Source organism: Mesorhizobium sp. GW821-FHT04C10 (assembly GCF_059420305.1).
In genome coordinates this window covers 5,100,117-5,119,472 of the sequence record NZ_JBWKTL010000001.1, presented here as the reverse complement: position 1 = coordinate 5,119,472, position 19,356 = coordinate 5,100,117, and the positions used below count along the sequence as shown (strand labels likewise).

19 protein-coding genes are annotated in these 19,356 nt (G+C 64.4%); 13 read left to right on the top strand and 6 right to left on the bottom strand.

Translation table 11 applies throughout. The features are described from left to right. Positions 1-299: 299 nt before the first annotated feature. Positions 300-869: an elongation factor P gene (gene efp, locus AC07UC_RS24975; protein WP_140768118.1), complete on the bottom strand. Its 570-nt coding sequence runs from the start codon at positions 867-869 to the stop codon at positions 300-302. A gap of 129 nt (positions 870-998) precedes the next feature. Here efp and epmA point away from each other — a divergent pair, with 129 nt between their 5' ends. From epmA to lpxK, 7 genes are all read left to right on the top strand, one after another. Next, the gene (epmA, locus tag AC07UC_RS24970; protein ID WP_494907728.1) at positions 999-2,045 is read left to right on the top strand and encodes an EF-P lysine aminoacylase EpmA; all 1,047 of its coding nucleotides are present in this window, start codon (positions 999-1,001) and stop codon (positions 2,043-2,045) included. Between the two features lie 163 nt (positions 2,046-2,208). Beyond that, positions 2,209-3,552 carry a TldD/PmbA family protein gene (locus tag AC07UC_RS24965; RefSeq protein ID WP_494907727.1) on the top strand — a complete coding sequence of 448 codons (1,344 nt, stop codon included), beginning with the start codon at positions 2,209-2,211 and terminating at the stop codon, positions 3,550-3,552. Next, on the top strand, positions 3,539-4,354 hold the full coding sequence (locus AC07UC_RS24960) for a 3'(2'),5'-bisphosphate nucleotidase CysQ (RefSeq protein ID WP_494907726.1): 816 nt from the start codon (positions 3,539-3,541) through the stop codon (positions 4,352-4,354). The genes AC07UC_RS24965 and AC07UC_RS24960 overlap by 14 nt, the downstream gene beginning before the upstream one ends. Before the next feature lie 76 nt (positions 4,355-4,430). Next, the gene (locus AC07UC_RS24955) at positions 4,431-4,676 is read left to right on the top strand and encodes a DUF4170 domain-containing protein (protein WP_056562882.1); all 246 of its coding nucleotides are present in this window, start codon (positions 4,431-4,433) and stop codon (positions 4,674-4,676) included. Positions 4,677-4,681: 5 nt separating this feature from the next. Continuing rightward, positions 4,682-5,476 carry a lysophospholipid acyltransferase family protein gene (locus tag AC07UC_RS24950; RefSeq protein WP_494908986.1) on the top strand — a complete coding sequence of 265 codons (795 nt, stop codon included), beginning with the start codon at positions 4,682-4,684 and terminating at the stop codon, positions 5,474-5,476. Continuing rightward, positions 5,473-6,789: a lipid IV(A) 3-deoxy-D-manno-octulosonic acid transferase gene (gene waaA, locus AC07UC_RS24945; RefSeq protein WP_140768109.1), complete on the top strand. Its 1,317-nt coding sequence runs from the start codon at positions 5,473-5,475 to the stop codon at positions 6,787-6,789. Before AC07UC_RS24950 ends, waaA begins: the two co-directional genes overlap by 4 nt. A 1-nt stretch (position 6,790) precedes the next feature. After that, positions 6,791-7,816, top strand: coding sequence for a tetraacyldisaccharide 4'-kinase (lpxK, locus tag AC07UC_RS24940; RefSeq protein ID WP_494907725.1), 1,026 nt, complete (start codon positions 6,791-6,793; stop codon positions 7,814-7,816). A 48-nt stretch (positions 7,817-7,864) separates the two neighbouring features. On the opposite strand, the gene AC07UC_RS24935 is transcribed toward lpxK, so the two are convergent. Then, positions 7,865-8,098 carry a DUF2093 domain-containing protein gene (locus AC07UC_RS24935; RefSeq protein ID WP_140768105.1) on the bottom strand — a complete coding sequence of 78 codons (234 nt, stop codon included), beginning with the start codon at positions 8,096-8,098 and terminating at the stop codon, positions 7,865-7,867. A gap of 77 nt (positions 8,099-8,175) precedes the next feature. Here AC07UC_RS24935 and AC07UC_RS24930 point away from each other — a divergent pair, with 77 nt between their 5' ends. After that, on the top strand, positions 8,176-8,811 hold the full coding sequence (locus AC07UC_RS24930) for a hypothetical protein (RefSeq protein WP_494907724.1): 636 nt from the start codon (positions 8,176-8,178) through the stop codon (positions 8,809-8,811). Between the two features lie 37 nt (positions 8,812-8,848). On the opposite strand, the gene AC07UC_RS24925 is transcribed toward AC07UC_RS24930, so the two are convergent. Next, the gene (locus AC07UC_RS24925) at positions 8,849-9,775 is read right to left on the bottom strand and encodes a LysR substrate-binding domain-containing protein (protein ID WP_494907723.1); all 927 of its coding nucleotides are present in this window, start codon (positions 9,773-9,775) and stop codon (positions 8,849-8,851) included. Positions 9,776-9,865: 90 nt separating this feature from the next. Between AC07UC_RS24925 and AC07UC_RS24920 the strand changes: the two genes are divergently transcribed. Beyond that, a complete protein-coding gene (locus tag AC07UC_RS24920) occupies positions 9,866-10,759 on the top strand; it encodes a DMT family transporter (protein ID WP_202323041.1) in 894 nt (297 codons plus the stop codon). Positions 10,760-10,869: 110 nt separating this feature from the next. Continuing rightward, positions 10,870-11,622, top strand: coding sequence for a hypothetical protein (locus AC07UC_RS24915; RefSeq protein WP_494907722.1), 753 nt, complete (start codon positions 10,870-10,872; stop codon positions 11,620-11,622). 45 nt (positions 11,623-11,667) lie between these two features. Here AC07UC_RS24915 and mutL read toward each other — a convergent pair whose 3' ends face one another. Then, complete coding sequence (gene mutL, locus AC07UC_RS24910; RefSeq protein WP_494907721.1) at positions 11,668-13,557, bottom strand: DNA mismatch repair endonuclease MutL; 1,890 nt, start codon at positions 13,555-13,557, stop codon at positions 11,668-11,670. A 58-nt stretch (positions 13,558-13,615) separates the two neighbouring features. Further along, positions 13,616-14,578, bottom strand: a complete 963-nt coding sequence (locus AC07UC_RS24905; RefSeq protein WP_494907720.1) for a GlxA family transcriptional regulator — start codon at positions 14,576-14,578, stop codon at positions 13,616-13,618. A gap of 110 nt (positions 14,579-14,688) precedes the next feature. Between AC07UC_RS24905 and AC07UC_RS24900 the strand changes: the two genes are divergently transcribed. After that, the gene (locus AC07UC_RS24900) at positions 14,689-14,997 is read left to right on the top strand and encodes a putative quinol monooxygenase (protein WP_494907719.1); all 309 of its coding nucleotides are present in this window, start codon (positions 14,689-14,691) and stop codon (positions 14,995-14,997) included. A gap of 50 nt (positions 14,998-15,047) precedes the next feature. Here AC07UC_RS24900 and AC07UC_RS24895 read toward each other — a convergent pair whose 3' ends face one another. Continuing rightward, complete coding sequence (locus AC07UC_RS24895; RefSeq protein WP_140768092.1) at positions 15,048-15,950, bottom strand: LysR substrate-binding domain-containing protein; 903 nt, start codon at positions 15,948-15,950, stop codon at positions 15,048-15,050. A gap of 89 nt (positions 15,951-16,039) precedes the next feature. Between AC07UC_RS24895 and AC07UC_RS24890 the strand changes: the two genes are divergently transcribed. Both AC07UC_RS24890 and AC07UC_RS24885 read left to right on the top strand, forming a co-directional pair. Next, positions 16,040-17,590, top strand: coding sequence for a trimethylamine methyltransferase family protein (locus AC07UC_RS24890; RefSeq protein ID WP_494907718.1), 1,551 nt, complete (start codon positions 16,040-16,042; stop codon positions 17,588-17,590). 43 nt (positions 17,591-17,633) lie between these two features. After that, positions 17,634-19,283, top strand: a complete 1,650-nt coding sequence (locus AC07UC_RS24885; RefSeq protein ID WP_140768088.1) for an ABC transporter substrate-binding protein — start codon at positions 17,634-17,636, stop codon at positions 19,281-19,283. The last annotated feature ends 73 nt before the right edge of the window (positions 19,284-19,356 follow it).

The following is a 19,356-nucleotide window of genomic DNA, read 5'->3' as shown; positions in this document are numbered from 1 at the left end:
AGACATCCACCTGTCCGCGCACCTTCTCCCGAGTGATAGTTTACATCCGAAGGCCCTATTTGCAATGCGGCTGTCGGCCGTATTCCAGCAGTCGCCGCGTCAGTGAGCGCAACGAATTGCCAAGCCTTGCGCCATAGGGCGCCAGGCCATCACAAGACGTGCTCTGGCGCGGGCCTAGAGCAATTCCAGGAAAAGTGTGAGCGGTTTTCCCGGCAAAAGCGCGTAGCGCTTTCCCTTGGGAAATGCGTCAAAACAAAGAGATAGAGCGTTTCGCCATTTCCGTGAAACGGTGAAACGCTCTAGTCCTTCGCGCGCTCCACATAAGCCCCATCGGCTGTCATCACCACCACGCGGGTGCCCGGCGCGATGTGCGGCGGCACGGTGGTGCGAACGCCGTTGGAGAGCACGGCGGGCTTGTAGGAGGACGAGGCCGTCTGGCCCTTGGTCGTCGGCTCCGTCTCGACCACTTCGAAGGTGGCGCGCTGCGGCAGCACCAGGGCGATCGCGATGCCGTTGAACTGCGAGACCTGTACCGGCATGCCTTCCTGCAGATAGGGGGCGGCGTCGCCGACCACGGCTTCCGTCACCGCCACCTGGTCGTAGGTCTCCGGGTTCATGAAGTGATAGCCTTCGCCGTCGGCGTAGAGGAAGGTGTGCTCGCGCTCCTCGACATAGGCGCGCTCCACCTGTTCGGTGGTGCGGTAGCGCTCCGAAACCTTAACCCCGTCGCCGATGCGGCGCATGTCGAGCTGCGTCACGGGCGTGCCCTTGCCTGGGTGGATGTTTTCGGCAAAGAGGATCACATAAAGCTTGCCGTCCTTGTCGACGACATTGCCTTTGCGGAGCGAACTGGCGATGACTTTCACCACGGTTTTAAATCCTGCGAGAGTTGACGGGCGTTTGCCGGCTTGTGCGGCGCTGGTAGCGCATCTTGGCGCGAACCGCCAGCCCCCGCTGCAAACTGACATGGCCTGCACCAGCACGCCTTCAGTCCGCTCATGACCGCCGCTTCACCCTGGTGGACGCCGCATGTCCACGCCGACCGCCGCCCGCGCCTGATGCTGCGCAATGGCCTGATGGCCGCGCTGCGCGACTGGTTTGCCCGCAACGATTTCATCGAGGTGGAAACATCGGCCTTGCAGGTCTCGCCCGGCAACGAGGCGCATCTGGCGGCTTTCGCCACGGAAGCGGTCGGCCCGGATGGCGCGCGCTCGCCGCTCTATCTCCACACCTCGCCGGAATTCGCCTGCAAGAAGCTGCTCGCCGCCGGTGAGGTCAGGATTTTCAGCCTGGGTCCGGTCTACCGCAATCGCGAACGCGGCCCCTTGCACCATCCCGAATTCACCATGCTCGAATGGTACCGGGCGGGCGAGACCTATGAGAGCCTGATGCGCGATTGCGCCGATCTGCTGGCGCTGGCCGCGACGAGGGCAGGGGCGACGCGCTTTTCCTTCCGGGGCCGTGACTGCGATCCGTTGGGCGAGCCCGAACGGCTGACGGTGGCGGATGCCTTCACCCGCCATGCCGGCATCGATTTGCTGGCCACCGTCGCCGCCGATGGCGGCACGGACCGGCACGCGCTTTACGCCGCCTTGACCAAGGCCGGCCTGCGAACCGCGCCTGACGACAGCTGGGCCGACCTGTTCAGCCGGGTGATGGTGGAAAAGATCGAGCCCAACCTGGGCATCGGCTCCGCCACCATCCTGTGCGAGTATCCAGTCGCCGAGGCGGCGCTGGCGCGGCCAAGCCCGCGCGACGCCCGCGTCGCCGAGCGCTTCGAGCTCTACTGTTGCGGCGTCGAGCTCGCCAATGGCTTTGGCGAACTGACCGATGCCGAAGAGCAGCGTCGGCGCTTCATCCTCGAGATGGACGAGAAGGAGCGCATCTATGGCGAACGTTACCCGCTGGACGAGGATTTTCTCGCCGCCCTTGCCATCATGCCGCAGGCCAGCGGCATCGCGCTCGGTTTCGACCGGCTGGCGATGCTGGCGACCGGTGCCCGGAAGATCGAGGATGTGATCTGGACGCCCGTGGCGGAGCCGTGAACCGGTCAGCCACCGGCCTTGCCCTTGATCTGCCCGCCAGGAAGCTGGCGCGGACACCTGCAATCGATCCACTGATTCCGGCCTTCGCCATTGCACAAGCCGGATTGGAACAATAGATGGTGGGCGGCGGCCATGGGCTGGCCGTAGCAGCAGGATCCTGGGCATGGCCGATACATCAGATGCAGCAAAACTGACCGACCGCGTCGCGGCGCTAGTCGAGGCCGCCAAGAAGGCAGGCGCCGATGCAGCCGACGCTGTGGCCGTGCGCGGCCGATCCACCGGCGTGTCGGTGCGGCTCGGCAAGGTCGAGGCCACCGAATCGTCTGAGGCCGAGGACGTTTCGTTGCGCGTCTTCGTCGGTCAGCGAGTGGCGAGTGTCTCGGCCACCGCTGCGTCCGACCCGGCAGCGCTTGCCGAGCGCGCTGTGGCCATGGCGAAGGTCTCGCCCGAGGACCCCTATCAGGGGCTGGCCGATCCGGCGCTGCTGGCAAGGCAAACGCGCGATCTCGACCTGTTCGATGCCACCGAAGTGTCCGCCGACCAGTTGAAGGAAGCGGCCCTTGCGGCGGAAGAGGCAGCGCTTGCCGTCAAGGGCGTGACCAATTCGGCCGGCGCCAGCGCCGGCGCGGGTCTTGGCGGCCTGGTGCTGGCCACCTCGCACGGGTTCCTTGGCCACTATGTCGGCTCGCGTTTCTCGCGCTCGGCCAGCGTCATCGCCGGCGAAGGCACCGGCATGGAGCGCGACTATGAATTCTCCTCGCGCCAGCATTTTGCCGATCTCGATGCGCCGGCGGATATCGGCCGCAAGGCCGGCGAGCGCGCGGTACGCCGGCTTGGGGCGCGCAAGGCGGCGACCGGGCCGGTCGACGTGGTGTTCGATCCGCGCGTGGCGCGCGGCATCGCCGGCCATCTTGCCGGTGCCATCAATGGCGCCTCCGTCGCGCGCAAGACCTCGTTCCTGCGTGATATGATGGGCAAGCAGGTTGCCGCATCCGCGATCACGGTCACCGACGAGCCGCTCAGGCCGCGTGGCCAGGCCTCGCGTCCCTTCGACGGCGAAGGCGTCGAGGGCGAAAAGCTTCTCATGATCGAGAAGGGCGTGCTCAACCACTGGTTCCTGTCGACTTCGGCGGCGCGCGAACTGGGACTGATCACCAACGGGCGCGGATCGCGCAGCGGCTCCTCCGTTTCGCCGTCCTCAACCAATCTCGCCATCGAGCCGGGCGAGCGCTCACCCGAGGATCTGATCAAGTCGCTCAAGACCGGTTTCTATGTCACCGAAGTGTTTGGCCAGGGTGTCGACATGATCACCGGCGAATACAGCCGAGGCGCTTCCGGTTTCTGGATCGAGAATGGCGAACTGGCCTATCCGGTCGCCGAAGTCACCATCGCCTCCAACCTGAAGACGATGTTCCTCAACATGGTGCCGGCAAGCGACCTCGACCGCAATTTCGGCACCGCGGCGCCGACGCTCCTGATCGAAGGCATGACCCTTGCCGGAGCCTGAGCTGACCACCGCCGGTGCCCCTTCTGACGCCGCTGGGGATCTGCCGCTGCTGCAGGATGCCGCCCGCGAAGCGGGCCTCATCGCCATGCGCTATTTCGGCAACAGCCCGCAAGTCTGGATGAAGGGCGGCACCTCGCCGGTCAGCGAAGCCGATCATGCGGCCGATGCCTATCTGCGCCGCACCCTGCTGGCGGCGCGGCCGGATTATGGCTGGCTGTCGGAAGAGACGGTTGACGATCCGGCACGGCTTTCGGCGCGCCGCACCTTCGTCGTCGATCCGATCGACGGCACGCGCGGCTTCCTGGAGGGCCAGCGCACCTGGTGCGTCAGCGTCGCCGTCGTCGAGCAGGGCCGCACGCTCGCCGGCGTGCTCGAATGCCCGGCAATGGACGAGACCTACTGGGCGCTGCCCGGCCAGGGCGCGTTCCGCAACGGCAAGCGCATCGCCGTGCGCGCGCTTGGCGACAAGGCTGAGATATCTGGGTTGAAGCAGTTGATCGACCTGGTGCCGGCCGGCTGGCAGAAGCGGCTGACACGGGCGCCCTACAGCCCATCGCTTGCCTATCGCCTGGCTATGATCGCCAACGGCACGCTCGACGCCACCTTCGTCAAGCCGAACGCGCATGACTGGGACATTGCCGCCGCCGATCTCATCCTGCGCGAGGCCGGCGGCCGCTTGCTTGACCCGAATGGCCGCGCGCCGCTCTATGCCGGCGAGGTGACCCGCCACGGCGCGCTCGCCGCCGGCAGCGGTGAATTGCTGGCGGTGCTCGTCGATGTCATCGCCGGGCTGGATGCGTGAAAGCATTTTCGAAGGTTCCAAAGTCGGCGGCTTTGGTCTAGACCTGTCACAAACTCACAATATGTGAAGGACCGACATGACCGCGGAAGACGGTAAGAAACAGCTTTTGCATCTGGTGTTCGGCGGCGAACTGAAGAAACTTGGGGGTACCGAGTTTCGCGATCTCGATGGGCTCGACATTGTCGGCATCTATCCAGACTATCAATCCGCGCACACAGCGTGGAAAGCCAAGGCGCAAGCCAGCGTGGACAATGCCCATATGCGTTATTTCGTCGTTCATCTGCACCGCCTGCTGGATCCCGACAGCAAGGACGCCGGTTGACTTCGATGGAGCAGGACCTGGCGAAAGGGCCAGCCAGCGACGCCGCGCCCAAGGGCAGGGGCGGCAGCCGCCGTACGACCAAGACCTTCTGGCGCAAGATACGCGAACCGCTCGCGCAATCGCGATTCGTCAAGAACGCCGTTGCCAGCCTGCTCGCCCAATTCGTGCGCCTGGTTCGCCTGACCAGCCCACTGGTCGCCGGATCGGCGCGCTTTTCGGGCGGCGCCTACGCCGAATTCGAGCCCGGCATCATCGCCTTGTGGCACGGCCAGCATCTTTTGACGCCGGCCTATTATCCGAAGCGCAAGCCGCTGGTCGCCATGGTGTCGCGCAGCGCCGATGCCGAGCTCAACGCGCTGATGCTGGAGAAATTCGGCATCGAGGCGGTGCGCGGTTCGGGCGGCCGTGACAATGCAAGGCATCTCGACAAGGGCGGGGCCAAGGCCTTGATCGCCCTCAAAAAGTCGCTCACGGCTGGCAAGAACGTCGCCATGATTGCAGACATTCCCCACGGCACGCCGCGCGACGCAGGGCTCGGCATCGTTCTCCTGGCGCGCCTCTCGGGCCGGCCACTCCTGCCTGTCGCCATTGCCACCAGCCGCCGCAAGGTGCTGGAAAGAAGCTGGGACAAGACCACCATCAACCTGCCGTTCGGCCGTTCCGCGGTGACCATCGGCGAGCCGATCTTTGTGGCGGCGGACGCCGATGACGCCGAAATGGAGCGCAAGCGCCAGGAAGTCACGACCGCGCTCAACGCCGCCACCGCCGAGGCCTACCGTCTCGTGGATGGCCGGCGATGAGTGGCCGCTGGGCGCGCGCCATGCTGGGGGCATACCGTTTCGCAGGTGCCGCGGCCTATCCGCTGGTCGGACCGTATGTCGCGTGGCGCACTTCGCGCGGCAAGGAAGACCGCAACCGCCGCCGCGAGCGCTACGGCGTCGCTGGGCGTCCTCGCCCCGAAGGGCCTGTTATCTGGATCCATGCCGCGAGCGTCGGCGAAACCATAGCCGTCGTGCCCCTGGTCGAGAGCATTCTCGACTATGGCGTCAACATCGTGCTGACGACCGGCACAGTGACATCGGCCCAGGTTGCCGACGAGCGGCTCGGCGACCGCATCATCCACCAATATGTGCCGCTCGACCTGAAGCCGGCGGTCAGCCGCTTCCTCGATCACTGGCGGCCGGACCTGGCGATCATCGCCGAATCCGAGATCTGGCCGATGACCATCCTCGAGCTTGGCGCGCGCCATGTGCCGCAGGTTCTGGTCAATGGCAGGCTTTCCGACCGCTCGTTCAGCTCCTGGAAAAAGCGCGCCAACATCGCCGAGGCGCTGTTTGAGAACCTTGCCCATGTCGTTGCCCAGTCGGATGTCGACGGCGAGCGTTTCCGCGCGCTGGGTGCCCGGCCGGTCACGGTCTCGGGCAACCTCAAGGTCGACACCAATCCGCCCCCGGTTGACCAACGCGCGCTGGCCACCTTGCAGCGGCAGATCGGCGGCCGTCCGACCTGGGCGGCGATCTCGACCCATGATGGCGAGGAAGTGGTCGCGGCGGAGGTCCACGCCACGCTGCACAAGCGCCACCACGGCCTGCTGACCATCGTCGTGCCGCGCCATCCCGATCGCGCCGAGGCCCTTGCCGCGCAGATTTCGGGCATGGGGCTGAAGGTCGCGCGGCGCAGCAAGGGCGATCGTATCGGACCCGACACCGATATCCTGCTCGGCGATACGATCGGCGAGATGGGGCTCTATCTCCGGTTGACCGAGATCGCCTTCGTCGGCCGTTCGCTGACCTCCGAGGGCGGCCAGAATCCGCTCGAACCGGCCATGCTCGACACCGCGGTTCTTGCCGGCCGCAATGTACAGAATTTTCGCGAGGCCTATCAGCGCCTGATCGACAGCGGCGGCGCCAAGCTGGTGCGCGATCGCGACATGCTGGCCGGCGCCGTCAACTTCCTTTTGACCAACGAAGTGGCGCGCCATGAGATGATGGCAGCAGGGGTAGCGACCGTCGATGAGATGCGCGGCGCGCTGGCGCGCACGCTGAAATCGCTCGAACCCTATATCCAGCCGCTGGTTGTCAAGTCGCGCCTGAAGGGCGCGAACGGGCGTTAAGGTGGCCTCCGAAGCACCACCATTCTGGTGGGAAGAGCCGGACTGGAAAGTCCTGGCGCTGTCGCCGCTGTCGGCCGTCTATGCGCTCGTCGCCGGCCGTGGCATGCGGCGGGCCCGGCGCGAGAAGATCGAGGCGCCGGTTCTGTGCGTCGGTAATTTCACCGTTGGCGGCACGGGCAAGACGCCGGTCGCCATCGCACTCGCCGAACAGGCCAGGCGCATGCGGCTGAAGCCCGGTTTCCTGTCGCGCGGCCATGGCGGCTCCTTCGCCGAACCGCATGTCGTCGATATCAGCCATGACAGCGCCAGGCATGTTGGCGACGAGCCGCTGTTATTGGCCGAACACGCGCCGGTGGCCGTGACGCCGAACCGCGCCGCCGGCGCCCGGCTGCTGCTGGAAAGGCACGGCTGCGATTTCCTGATCATGGACGACGGCTTTCAGAGCGCGCGCATCCATATCGACTACGCGCTGGTCGTCGTCGATGCCCGCTACGGCATCGGCAATGGCCGCGTTATCCCTGGCGGCCCGCTTCGGGCCAAAATCGTCGACCAGCTGGTCTTCACCAGCGGGCTGTTGAAGATGGGCGAGGGCACCGCCGCCGACGCCGTGGTGCGCCAGGCGGCGCGCGCCGGCCGGCCGATCTTCGAGGCCCATACGCAGCCCAGCAGCAAGACAGGGCTTGCCGGCAAGCGCTTCCTCGCCTTCGCCGGCATCGGCCATCCCGACAAATTCTTCGACACGGTACGCGAGGCCGGCGGCGAGGTGGTTCTTTCAAAGCCCTTTCCGGACCATCATTTCTACGCCGAGGACGAGCTTGCCGAACTGGTGGCGACGGCACGCACCGAAGGTCTCGGCCTCATCACCACCGCCAAGGACGCCGCCCGGTTGCGTCACGGCGCCCCGCAAGGCTTTCTCGATGGTCTCGACGTGCTGGAAATCGACACGGTTTTCGAGCTTGACCACGTGCCTGAACGCATCATCGAGGAAACGCTCGATGCCTGGCGGCAGCGCAAGCTGAGAGGGTAAGGCGCGATTGGCGTCGCCCATGACGAACTCAGAGGTGCTTCCACCTGCTCAGCGCCGGCTGCGCAGCTCCGGATGCGCTTCGATTTCGCGGCGCAGCGAGGCGGCGGCGCTGACGTAGGGCTCCTGCCTGGCGACGCTCCAGTATTTCAGTTCATCCAATGGGATGTTTTCCCCGGTCACGGCGCAGCGCACGAACGAGCCGGGGCTGGTGACCTGGAAATCGCCATCGAGGTAGCGGATGCGGGCTTCCTTGCCGCCCGGGCCTTCGAAACGGTTCATCATGCGGTGGTGCCGAGGTTCATGGAGATTTCATCGCCACAAATCTCCGGTCAGGTCAAGCTGGCGACAAGCCTCGGACAATGCTGAGGCGCTATGAGAGGCTGAAAAGCGCTTTTATCGGGGGCATGATGGATATTTCTTCCGCCCGCCTGGCTTCCTTGCTCAAGGAGGCGATGACGCCGCAACCCGTGCCGTTGGCAAAGGCAGATCCGGTCAGGACGGCCCTGGTCAGGGAACTGGTCCAGCCCCCGGCGCCTTCCCTGTTCGCGGAACGTACGGCGCCGGCCCTGTTGGCAATGCCCGCCGCGCCAATGGCCGTCAAATCGCAGCAGATTGCGTCGGCCGGTATCGTCGAGGCCTATCAGGCCCAGATCGAGACGAGGGATGAGGCGGCGTTGGCAACCGTCGTGGCCAGGAAAGCGGCGCCGCAAACCGAAACGCAGCGAGGCGCCTTGCCACCCACGGCAACCGCCAATGACAACGCTCCCGTCAGGGCTGCGGGAGTGTCCTTGCTGTCGTTTATCCCGCCGCAGGTTCCGGTCCCGAAAAACGCAGCCGCCCTGGGTACACCGGCGGGACACGGAAGGCCTGGCAATCAATCCCGTGGTGTGGCGCCGAACCCCGAGCGCATGCTGGTGAGGATCGGTTTTGTTTCGATCATGACCGGTCTATTGGCAACCGTGATTTTCGGGTTTGTTCTGTTGCTGCTTCGCTGAGTTGCGAACCGGTTGACGGGTCTACCGGCCTGGAGGCCTATCGTTCCGCCTCGATAAACGCTTCGATCTTCTCCGGCGCCAATCCGGCCTGCTGCGCGATGCGGCGGGCGAGATCGGCCGCGGCCGTGCGTGGCCGTCCCATTGGCCGGTCGAGCCAGTAGGACACCGGATTGAGCGCGGTGCGCTCTTCGACCGCGATGATGCGGCCCGATTTCAGCTGATGCCCGGTCAGCGGCGGACGTGCCAATGCGATGCCGAGCCCGTAGGCGGCGGCGTCCAGCACCAGATTATAGTCCTCGAAGCGCCGGTCCTGCGGACGCGGACGGTAATCCATGCCTTGTGCCGCGAACCAGGCGCGCCAGCCTGAGGCGTCGGAATCGTTGATCAGTGGGAATTTGAGCAGCCGGGCCGGGTCGCCGCGGCCGATCTCGCGTGCAAGCTCCGGCGAGGCGACAGGGAAGACATGCTCCTCGAAAAGTTTCACCGAGACGCGGCCCGGAATGCCGCCGCGGCCGCAACGGATCGACAGATCGATGCCTTCATCGGCAAGGTCGGCCTGGCGGATGTCGACATCGAGCACGATGCGCAGCTTGGTGGGATTGTTCTCCAGGGCCGCCATGCGTGGCATCAGCCACAGCCCGCTCACCGAGGGGATCGAGGTCAGCCGCACTACCGCCGTGCCGCGCGGCTCGACCCAGCGGTCGGAATGGGTCGATATCAGCGCGAAAGCTTCGGACGTGCGCAGATGCAGCCGGTTGCCTTCGATCGTCAGCGTCACCCCGCGCGCACCGCGATCGAACACCTTCAGCCCCAGCCAGTCCTCGAGCTTGGCGATCTGCCGGCTGACCGCGCCATGGGTGATGTTGAGTTTTTCGGCCGCCGCCGAAAAACTGCCTGTCCGGGCCGCCGCATCGAAGGCACGCAGGGTTTCGAGCGGCACCATTGCGTCTGAGCTGTGATCCATAGTCACAGGTGATCCTCGATTTGGTCGTTTGTCAACAAGCGGGAAAGGGCGTTTTGTGGCTTTCAGGACGGGCAACACGAGGACAGTGAGATGAGCGCAATGACGGGCACGTTGAATCAGACACAGCGGATGGACACCACGGCCGCCGTCGCCGTGGCGTTGACGGTTGTCGGCTGGGCGTCGGCCTTTCCGGCGATCCGTGCCGGCCTTGCCGCCTTCCAGCCGCTGGAGCTTGGCGCCCTGCGCTTTGCCATCGCCGCGGTGCCGGCGGCGATCTTCCTTGCGGTCAAGCGCCCGGCGCTGCCCAGAGTTGGCGAATTGTGGCGCTTCGCCTTTGGCGGCGCCATTTTCGTCGCGCTCTATACGGCGATGCTCAATTTCGGCGAACTGACCGTCTCGGCGGGCGCCGCCGGCTTCATCATCAATGTCAGCCCGATCTTCACCGCCATCATGGCGATGGCGCTTCTCGGCGAGCGTTTCTCGCGTCTGGCCTGGCTTGGCACGGCCATCTCCTTCGCCGGCATCGGCATCATCGCCGTGGCCGACGGCCATGGCTTGCACTTCAATGCCGGCGCACTGCTGGTGCTCGGCTCCGCGCTCTGCTCGGCCGTCAACACCATCGTCCAGAAGCCGCTGTTTGCCCGCCACCATCCGCTGACCATCGCGGCGTCCAACATGGTGCTCGGCGCGCTCTGCCTGGCACCTTTCCTGCCCGCCGCTTTCCAGCAGGCGGCTGTCGCCAACACAGCCGGCCTCGGCGCCGTCATCTATCTCGGCATCGTGCCGAGCCTGATCGCCTATGCGGCCTGGGCGACGGCCCTGTCGCGCCTGCCGGCGGCGCGTGCATCGAACTTTCTCTACCTGGTCTCGCCCATGTCCGCCCTGATCGGTTTCTTCTGGTTGGGCGAAGTGCCGACGCTGCTCGGCATCCTCGGCGGCGTGCTGGCGCTCGGCGGCGTCATCGTGGTGAATTTGAAGAGGTAAAACAGAAGGTTGGAGGCGTTTGCGGATTCAAACCAAAAACCTTTTTTCGCCAGCATGCAGACACCCCGCGGAAGCGCAGCTATGGTGGGCTGCCTTGGCTGGGGGACGGAATGGGAAGACTTTTCATATCGGTGGTTTTCTGCCTGTTGGCGCTGACCGGGCAAGCTGCCGCGGGTTGGTATCAGGTAAAGAATTTCGAAGGCTCTATCGGACCGAGCCCGGTTCATCTGTCGCTGCAGAGATATGACGGCTTCGGCAGCGGGATCACGGTCGAGGGAAGCTACTTCTATGATGCCAAGCAGAGCCCGATCGCGCTCTACGGCAAAGCCGAAGGAACCAAACTCACGCTTTGTGAGATCGCGGACGACAAGGAATTGGATCGCGTGCTGGTGGTGGGATCAAAGACGCCCGTCGACACCACGGGATGCCCGCTTTCGCTCGACATCAGCGAAAGTGGCGCGACGGGGTTCTGGGTAAAGGGAGCGGATACGCTCCCGGTCGTGCTTAAGCAGGTTGCGGGCCTCGACGATACGGCCGAGGGCAAGATCAATGGAATCGTCGAGATTCCCTTTTGGACGCAGACGGCCGCCCATCGATTTGCCGGTATCTTCACCAAAACCGACGCCGGCATCTGCATGACCAAACTGCAGGTCATCAGCAAGAAGACAAGGAAAGCCGTTCAGAGCATCCGGTTCGACGACGATGACTGCAATGCAGGCATGTTGATGACGCCCATCTATATGAACGTTCAGAAGCAGGATGAAGAGATCATTTTCGTGAATTTTCGCGGTGGAAACGGGGGCTATACGGCAGAGTATGGCCTCTCTTTCAAAACCGGGAAGTATCACCGCTTGGTGCACTGAGTGGCCCGCTTTATTCGCTCCGGCTTCTGTGCCCGGGCGAACTGCTCACCGCCGCCCGAACAACCGCTCGATATCCGCCAGCTTGAGCTCGATATAGGTCGGGCGGCCATGGTTGCACGTGCCCGAACCCGGCGTCGCCTCCATCTGGCGCAGCAGCGCGTTCATCTCCTCGGCCTTGAGCAGCCGGCCGGAACGCACCGAGCCGTGGCAGGCCATGGTGGCGGCGATCTTGTCCAGCCGTTCTTTTAGCGTTTCGACCGTGTCATTATCGGCGATCTCGTCGGCGAGATCGCGCACCAATTGCGGGACATTGGTCTCGCCAAGCATCGATGGCGTCTCGCGCACGGCAACGGCGCCCGGGCCGAAACGCTCAATGCCGAGGCCGAAGCGGGCCAATGTTTCAGCATGCATGGCGAGCCGCTCGGCATCTTCTTCCGGCAGATCGATGATTTCTGGCAGGAGCAGCATCTGCGAAGGCACGGGGCGCGAATGCAGGGCGTTCTTCAGCGCTTCGTAAACCAGCCGCTCATGCGCCGCGTGCTGGTCGACGATGACGAGCGAATCCCTGGTCTGGGCAACGATGTAGTTCTCGTGCACCTGGGCGCGTGCGGCACCCAGCACCGCGCCAAGCAGCGTCTCCGCCGCCTCGCTCTGCCCGGCGCGCGCATCGGCGCTGGCAAGCGGGCCGGTATCGAAAGCGGCCTGGCCGGGTTCCCCAAAGCCGCCATGCCTTGCGCCGGCGCGTTCAAAGCCAGAGCCTTCGAATTGCATGTCGAGCGGCCGCTGTGGCGAGCGCGAGGGGTCGAAACCGGTGGAGCCGGATGCGTGGAATGCCGCTTCGTAGGAGCGATGGCCGTTGGCCGGGCCGCCATGATTGTAGGGAGCGGCGCCCGGCCGGAACGCCGCCATCATGCCGGCGGCTCCGGTCGTGGCTGAGCGGATGCCGGCGTCCGCCAGGGCCTGGCGGATGGCGCCGACGATCAGCCCGCGAACCAGGCCCGGATCGCGGAAGCGCACATCGGCCTTGGCCGGGTGGACATTGACGTCGACGATGGCCGGATCGAGCGAAAGGAACAGCACCGTTACGGCGTGGCGGTCGCGCGGCAGCACATCGGCGAAGGCGCCGCGGATGGCGCCGGCGATCAGCTTGTCGCGCACCGGCCTGCCGTTGACATAGGCATATTGCTGCAGCGCATTGGCGCGAGTGAAGGACGGGATCGACACATGGCCGGTCAGATGCACGCCTTCGCGCATCGCGTCGATGGCAATGGAATTGTCGGGAAATTCGCTCCCCATCACCTGGGCGACGCGGCGCAGACTGCCTTCCGGACTGTCATCGGTCGCCGGCAGTTCCAGCGTCGAGCGGTCGGAACCGGCCAGCGTGAACCGCACGGCCGGGAAGGCGATGGCGATGCGCTTGACGACATCGCTGGTCGCCGAGCTTTCGGCGCGCTCGCCTTTCATGAATTTCAGCCTCGCCGGCGTGGCGAAGAACAGGTCGCGCACCTCGACCGTGGTTCCCCGATTGGCCGCCGCCGGCTTGACGGGCAGGACGCGGCCGCCCTCGATGCCGATTTCGGCGGCGCTGTCACTCAATGCCGTGCGCGAGCGGATCGACAGCCGCGACACCGAGCCGATCGACGGCAGCGCTTCGCCGCGAAAGCCGAGCGAGCGGATGTCGTTGATATCCTCGGCGAGCTTGGAGGTGCAGTGGCGGGCAATCGCCAGCGCCAGCTCCCGCTGGGGGATGCCGGAACCGTCATCGGTGACGCGGATCAGGTTCAGCCCGCCGCCTGCCGTGACGATTTCGACGCGCGAAGCACCGGCATCGAGCGCGTTCTCGACCAGTTCCTTGACCACGCTTGCCGGACGCTCGATGACTTCGCCTGCGGCGATCTGGTTGATCATCGTTTCGGAAAGCTGACGAATGGGCATGGGGCACTATAGGCGGATTCGGGCTTCGCGGGAGAGGCAGAATTGCGTTGGCGGTGGATCAGTTGGCGGTACGGATTTCGCGCACACCCTTGCGCAGCCGCCGGCGCAGCAAATTGCGCAACGTCACCCCCTCGCTATAGCCGACCTTCGCGGCGATCTCGTCGACGCTGTCGGATGTGGTTTTCAACAAATGCACAGCCTGCTCGACGCGCAGATCCTGAAAATAGGATAGCGGCGTCTTGCCGAGCACTTCGTTGACCCGTCGCGACAGCGTGCGCTTGCTGGCGCCGAGTGCAGTGGCTGCTTCGTCGAGATTGAACCCGGCGGCGAGATGGTCGCGCGCCCAGCGTTCGAAGCGCTCGACCAGCGGGTTGGAATGGGCAAGGTGGTCGGAGATCGCGTAGGCCGATTGCAACGGCCGGCTGTCGACGATGAGGTATTTCGCCGTCAGCGCAGCGAGTTCCGGGCTTGTCTGGCGAATGATCATCAAAGCGAGATCGATGTGGCCAAGCGCGGCTCCGGCGGTTGCGAACTGCCCGTCATTGATCAGCATGCGCGCGGCATCGAGCCGCACTCGCGGATAAAGTTGCCGGAACATCGGCGCCAGCCACCAGGTCGTCGTTGACGGCCTGTGGTCGAGCAGGCCGGTTTCCGCCAGGATGAAAGTGCCGATACAGGCAGCTCCGATGCGTGTGCCTGTTTCGGCGGCCGCGCGCAACGCCTTGGTTGCGTCGGCGATATCGCTGCGTTTCAGGGCGTCGGCAAGCGGGCCCGGCATCTTCTGGCCGATCGCCGGGATCACCAGCCAATCGGGATCTGGCTGGCTGCCCATCGCGACGACCGGCACTTGAAGGCCCTGTGCCGTGCGGACCGAGGCGCTCACCCCGACGATAGTCGTTGTGAAGCGCCCGGGCGGCGAAACCAGCATCCCGACCAGTTCGTTGGCGGTGCCGAACACGTCGAGCATCGTGGCCAGTCCGGTGTCGAAGACGCCATCAAGCGCAAGGACGGAAATGTTCATGGCGATAATGGTATCAAAGATGTCATTTTTGCCAATACGCTTTGCGACTTGATGCTGCAACTGTTGTTTCGACGGCCGCCTCGGCCGCACAAACGACGAGGAGAAGACAAATGATCAAACTCGCATTGTTCGCACGCTTCGAAGCCAAGCCGGGCAAGGAGAAGGACGTCGCCGCGTTCCTCGAAACCGGACTGCAGCTGGCCAATCGGGAAGCAGGAACACCGATCTGGTTTGCCTTGCAGCTTTCGCCAAGCGTCTTCGGTGTCTTCGATGCCTTTCACGACGAGGCAGGGCGGCAGGCCCATCTCACTGGCGAGATTGCAAAGGCGCTGATGGCCAATGCCGAAACGCTGTTCGCTGGCCCGCCGACCATCGACAAGGTCGACGTGCTGGGCCTCAAGAATGACGGTTCGGTCTGATCGCTCCAGCCTGCGAATGCAATCCGGCCACGCACCGGATTGCATTGAACTCACGCCTGCGCCACCAGCCAATCCCTTACCTTGCGGGCATTCTCGCTGAGGTCGCGGTTCTTCGGCCAGATGACGTAGAAAGCGATGCCGGTCCTCATCACATGGTCGGTGACCGGCACCAGCAGGCCGGATGCCACGAGCCGCTCGACGAGATGCCGCCAGCCGAGCGCGATGCCTTGCCCCTCCATGACCGCCTGGATCACCAGGGCATAGTCATTGATGCGCAGTCCGCGCTCGGCATTGCGCAGGCTGGTTCCGGCGGATGCAAACCATTCGTCCCAATTGGGGGCCTCTCGATAGGGCTCCTCAAGATGGATGAGCCGGTGCGCGGCCAGTTCAGCGACCGTCCTGGGCAGGCCGAACTTGGCGAGATAGCTGGGGCCCGCGACCGGAAAGATCTCCTCGTCGGAGAGCGGCATCGAATGATAGTCCGGCCATTGTCCGGGCACGCCTCCGCGCACGCCGAGCGGGATACCCTCGGCGATGATGTTGAGGTCGCGGTCTGCGGTCTGGATGCGCAGATCAATGCCCGGCAATTCGTCGCGGAACTGCTGCAGGCGCGGCATCATCCAGAAGGAGCCGAAAGCGGTCGATGCGGCGAGCGTCACATGGCCGCCGGTTGCCTGCAGGCGCAGATCCTCGGCCGACTTGCGGATGTGCGACAAGCCCAGCGAGACATCGGCGTGGAAGCGTTCGCCGGCTTCCGTTAGGCTGACCTGCCGATGACGGCGCTGGAACAGCTTGGCGCCGAGCTGTTCTTCCAGTCCGCGCACCGCATAGGAGACGGCTGCCTGCGTCATGCCGAGCTCGCGTCCCGCGGCGGTGAAGCTCGACAGCCGGCCGGCTGCCTCGAAGACGATCAGGCTGCCGGCGGACGGCAGGAGGTGGCGCAGGCTTCGCATAAGCACAGCTTATACAGAAGATCAGGATTTTCCAGCGTCACAGCCATATTTCGGGTCGCTAACGTGTGTGGCGGGAAGAAGGAGGCTCCATGAACGCACCGGCCGTCGAATTGACCGAACAGACCCATCGCCGCGGCGGTGGCCGTCTTGGCCGCAAGGCGCTCAGAAGCGCTCCGATCGCTTCCTTTCCGACCTTGGTGCGCAAGATCCCCGCCTATGAGATCGTGCCTGACGAGGCGGTGGAACTGATCCACGAGGAATCGCTCAAGATCCTCGAGGAAGTGGGCTGCGAATTCCGCGACGACGGCGCGATCGAGCTCTGGAAGGCGGCCGGCGCCGATGTCAGGGATACGCGTGTCCGCATCGACCGCGCGCTGCTGATGGAACTCGTCTCGAAGGTTCCATCGGAGTTCACGCTCCATGCGCGCAACCCCGAGCGCACGGTGCGCGTCGGCGGCACGAACTCGATTTTCGTGCCGATGTATGGCGCGCCCTACGTCCGCGACCTCGACAATGTCAGGCGTTACGGCACGCTCGCCGACCTCAACAATTTCCACAAAATGGCCTACATGGCGCCGGCGCTGCATTCCTCGAGTTCGGTCATCTGCGAGCCGATGGAGATAGCGGTGCCGAAACGGCATCTGCACATCATCCACTCGGCGCTGAAGCATTCCGACAAGCCGTTCATGGGCATAGTGACGTCGAAAGAGCGCGCCGAGGACACGATGGCGATGGCTGGCATCGTCTTCGGCGAGGAGTTCGTACGCGACAACCCTGTGCTGGTGGCGATCACCAACTGCAATTCGCCGTTGGTATGGGACGCCACCATGATCGACGCCATGCGGGTCTACGCGAGCCACAATCAGCCGCTGATCCTGGCGCCTTTCGCGCTCTGCGGCGCTTCGACCTCGGCTTCCGCCGTCGGCGCGGTGGCGCAGGTCAACGCCGAGGCGCTTGCCGGCGTGGCGCTGACCCAGCTCATCCGCCCAGGCTCGCCGCAGATCTACGGCCAGTTCATGGTCACGGTCGATATGAAGACCGGCGCGCCGATGGGAGGCACGCCGGAAGCCGCCCAGATGATGTACCTGATGGGCGCCTTGGCACGGAAATATCGCCTGCCATGGCGCACGTCGGGTTTCCATGTCGGCTCGAAGCTGAACGACGCCCAGGCTGGCTACGAATCGAACATGCTGATGCATGCCGCCATTCTCGCCGGCGCCAACTACATCTGGCATTCCGCCGGCTGGCTGGAAGCGGGCCTGACCTGCGGCTATTCGAAATTCGCCACGGACTGCGAACAGCTTGTCGGCTGGTACAAATACGCAGGCGGGCTCTCCTTCGACGATTTCAAGGAAGCGATGGCGGCGATCCGCGAGGTCGGGCCGCAAGGCCATTTCCTCGGCACCCAGCACACGCTCGAACACTTCGAGTCCGCCTTCTTCATGCCCTCGATCATGGACTTCAATTCCTACGAGCAGTGGAATGCCGAAGGGGCGAAGGATCACGATACACGCGGCCGCGAGAAAGCGCGCAACATGCTGGCCGATTATGAGGAGCCGAAGCTGGATGAGGGGATCGCCGAGGGTCTCAGGGATTTGATCGCGCGGCGGGAGGAGAAGCTGCCGGACACCGTCAGTTGAGAAAGAACGGGCAACGACCCGACGGAACCAATGGGAGAGAGAAATGACATTCTTCAGAAGCAATGGCGATCGTGTCCCAAGCGCTATCGAGGCGATGGCGGAAGATGCGCGCGCGGGCCGCATGGACCGGCGTGAGTTCCTGGCCCTGGCAAGCGCTTTCGGCGCATCGACGGCCTTGGCCTATGGCATGATCGGTCTTGCCGCCCCGCAGCAGGCTCTGGCCGAGGAGCCGAAGAAGGGCGGCACGCTGCACGTCTCGATGTCGGTAAAGGCGCAGAAGGACCCGCGCACCTATGACTGGGTGGAGCTTGCCAATATCTCGCGCAGCTGGCTGGAGCCGCTGGTGCGCTATACCAGACAGTTCACCTTCGAGCCGGTGCTGCTTGAAAGCTGGGACATCAACGACGACGCCACCGAATACGTCCTGCATGTGCGCAAGGGCATCACCTGGAACAATGGCGATGCTTTCAACGCCGATGACGTGGTTCACAACGTCACGCGCTGGTGCGAGAAAGGCGTCGCCGGCAATTCGATGGCCGCCCGCGTCGGCGCGCTGATCGACGCAAAAACCGGAAAGGCGAGGGATGGCGCGATCACCAAGGTCGATGACAACACGGTCAAGCTGAAGCTCAGCGAACCCGACATCTCGCTGATCCCGAACTTCACCGACTATCCCGCGCTTGTCGTGCACCGCAACTTCGACGCCGACGGCGCCGATCCGATCAAGAAGCCGGTCGGCACGGGACCATTCGAACTGGTCTCCTACGATGTCGGCCAGAAGGCGGTGGTGAAGCGCCGCGAGAACGGCAAATGGTGGGGCGGCGAGGCGCCGCTCGATGGCGTCGAGTTCATCGACTACGGCACGGATTTCAACGCCACGGTCAACGCGTTCGACTCCGGCGAGATCGACCTCAATTTCGAATCGCCCGCCGACTTCATCGACATTCTCGACAAGATGGGTCTGCAGAAATCCGAGGTCGCGACGGCGACGACACTCGTTGCCCGCACCAATGTCACCCATAAACCCTATGACGACAAACGGGTGCGCAACGCGCTGCAGATGGCCGTCGACAACAACGCCGTGCTGCAACTCGGCTATAACGGGCGCGGCACGGTCGGCGAGAACCACCACGTTAGCCCGATCCATCCTGAATATTATCCCCTGCCGAAGAAGGAGCGCGACGCCGCCGGCGCCAAGAAGCTGATGGCGGAAGCCGGCCAGGCCGACTTCGAGCACGAGCTGATCACCATCGAGGACGATTGGCAGAAGAACACCGGCGACGCGATCGCCGGTCAGCTGCGCGACGCCGGCATCAAGGTAAAGCGCACGGTGCTGCCGGGTTCGACCTTCTGGAACGACTGGACGAAATATCCCTATTCGATGACCATCTGGTACATGCGCCCACTCGGCGTTCAGGTGCTGGCGCTGGGATATCGCACCGGCGAGGCGTGGAATGAATCCGCCTTTTCCAATCCCGACTTCGACGCCAAGCTCAAACAGGCGCTGTCGCTGATCGACGTGGCCAAGCGCAAGGAGGTGATGAAGGACGTCGAGCAGATCCTGCAGGATTCGGGCGTCATCATTCAGCCGTTCTGGCAGAAGCTCTTCAGCCACACCAACAAGAAGGTCAGGAATTACGGGGTCCACCAGACCTTCGAAATGGATCTCCAGAACGTCTGGCTCGACGGCTGAAAGGAGGCCGGGCAGGGACTTCATGAGCCGCAAAAAAGCCGATATGCAGGATGCGTGGTGTTGATAGCTTCAA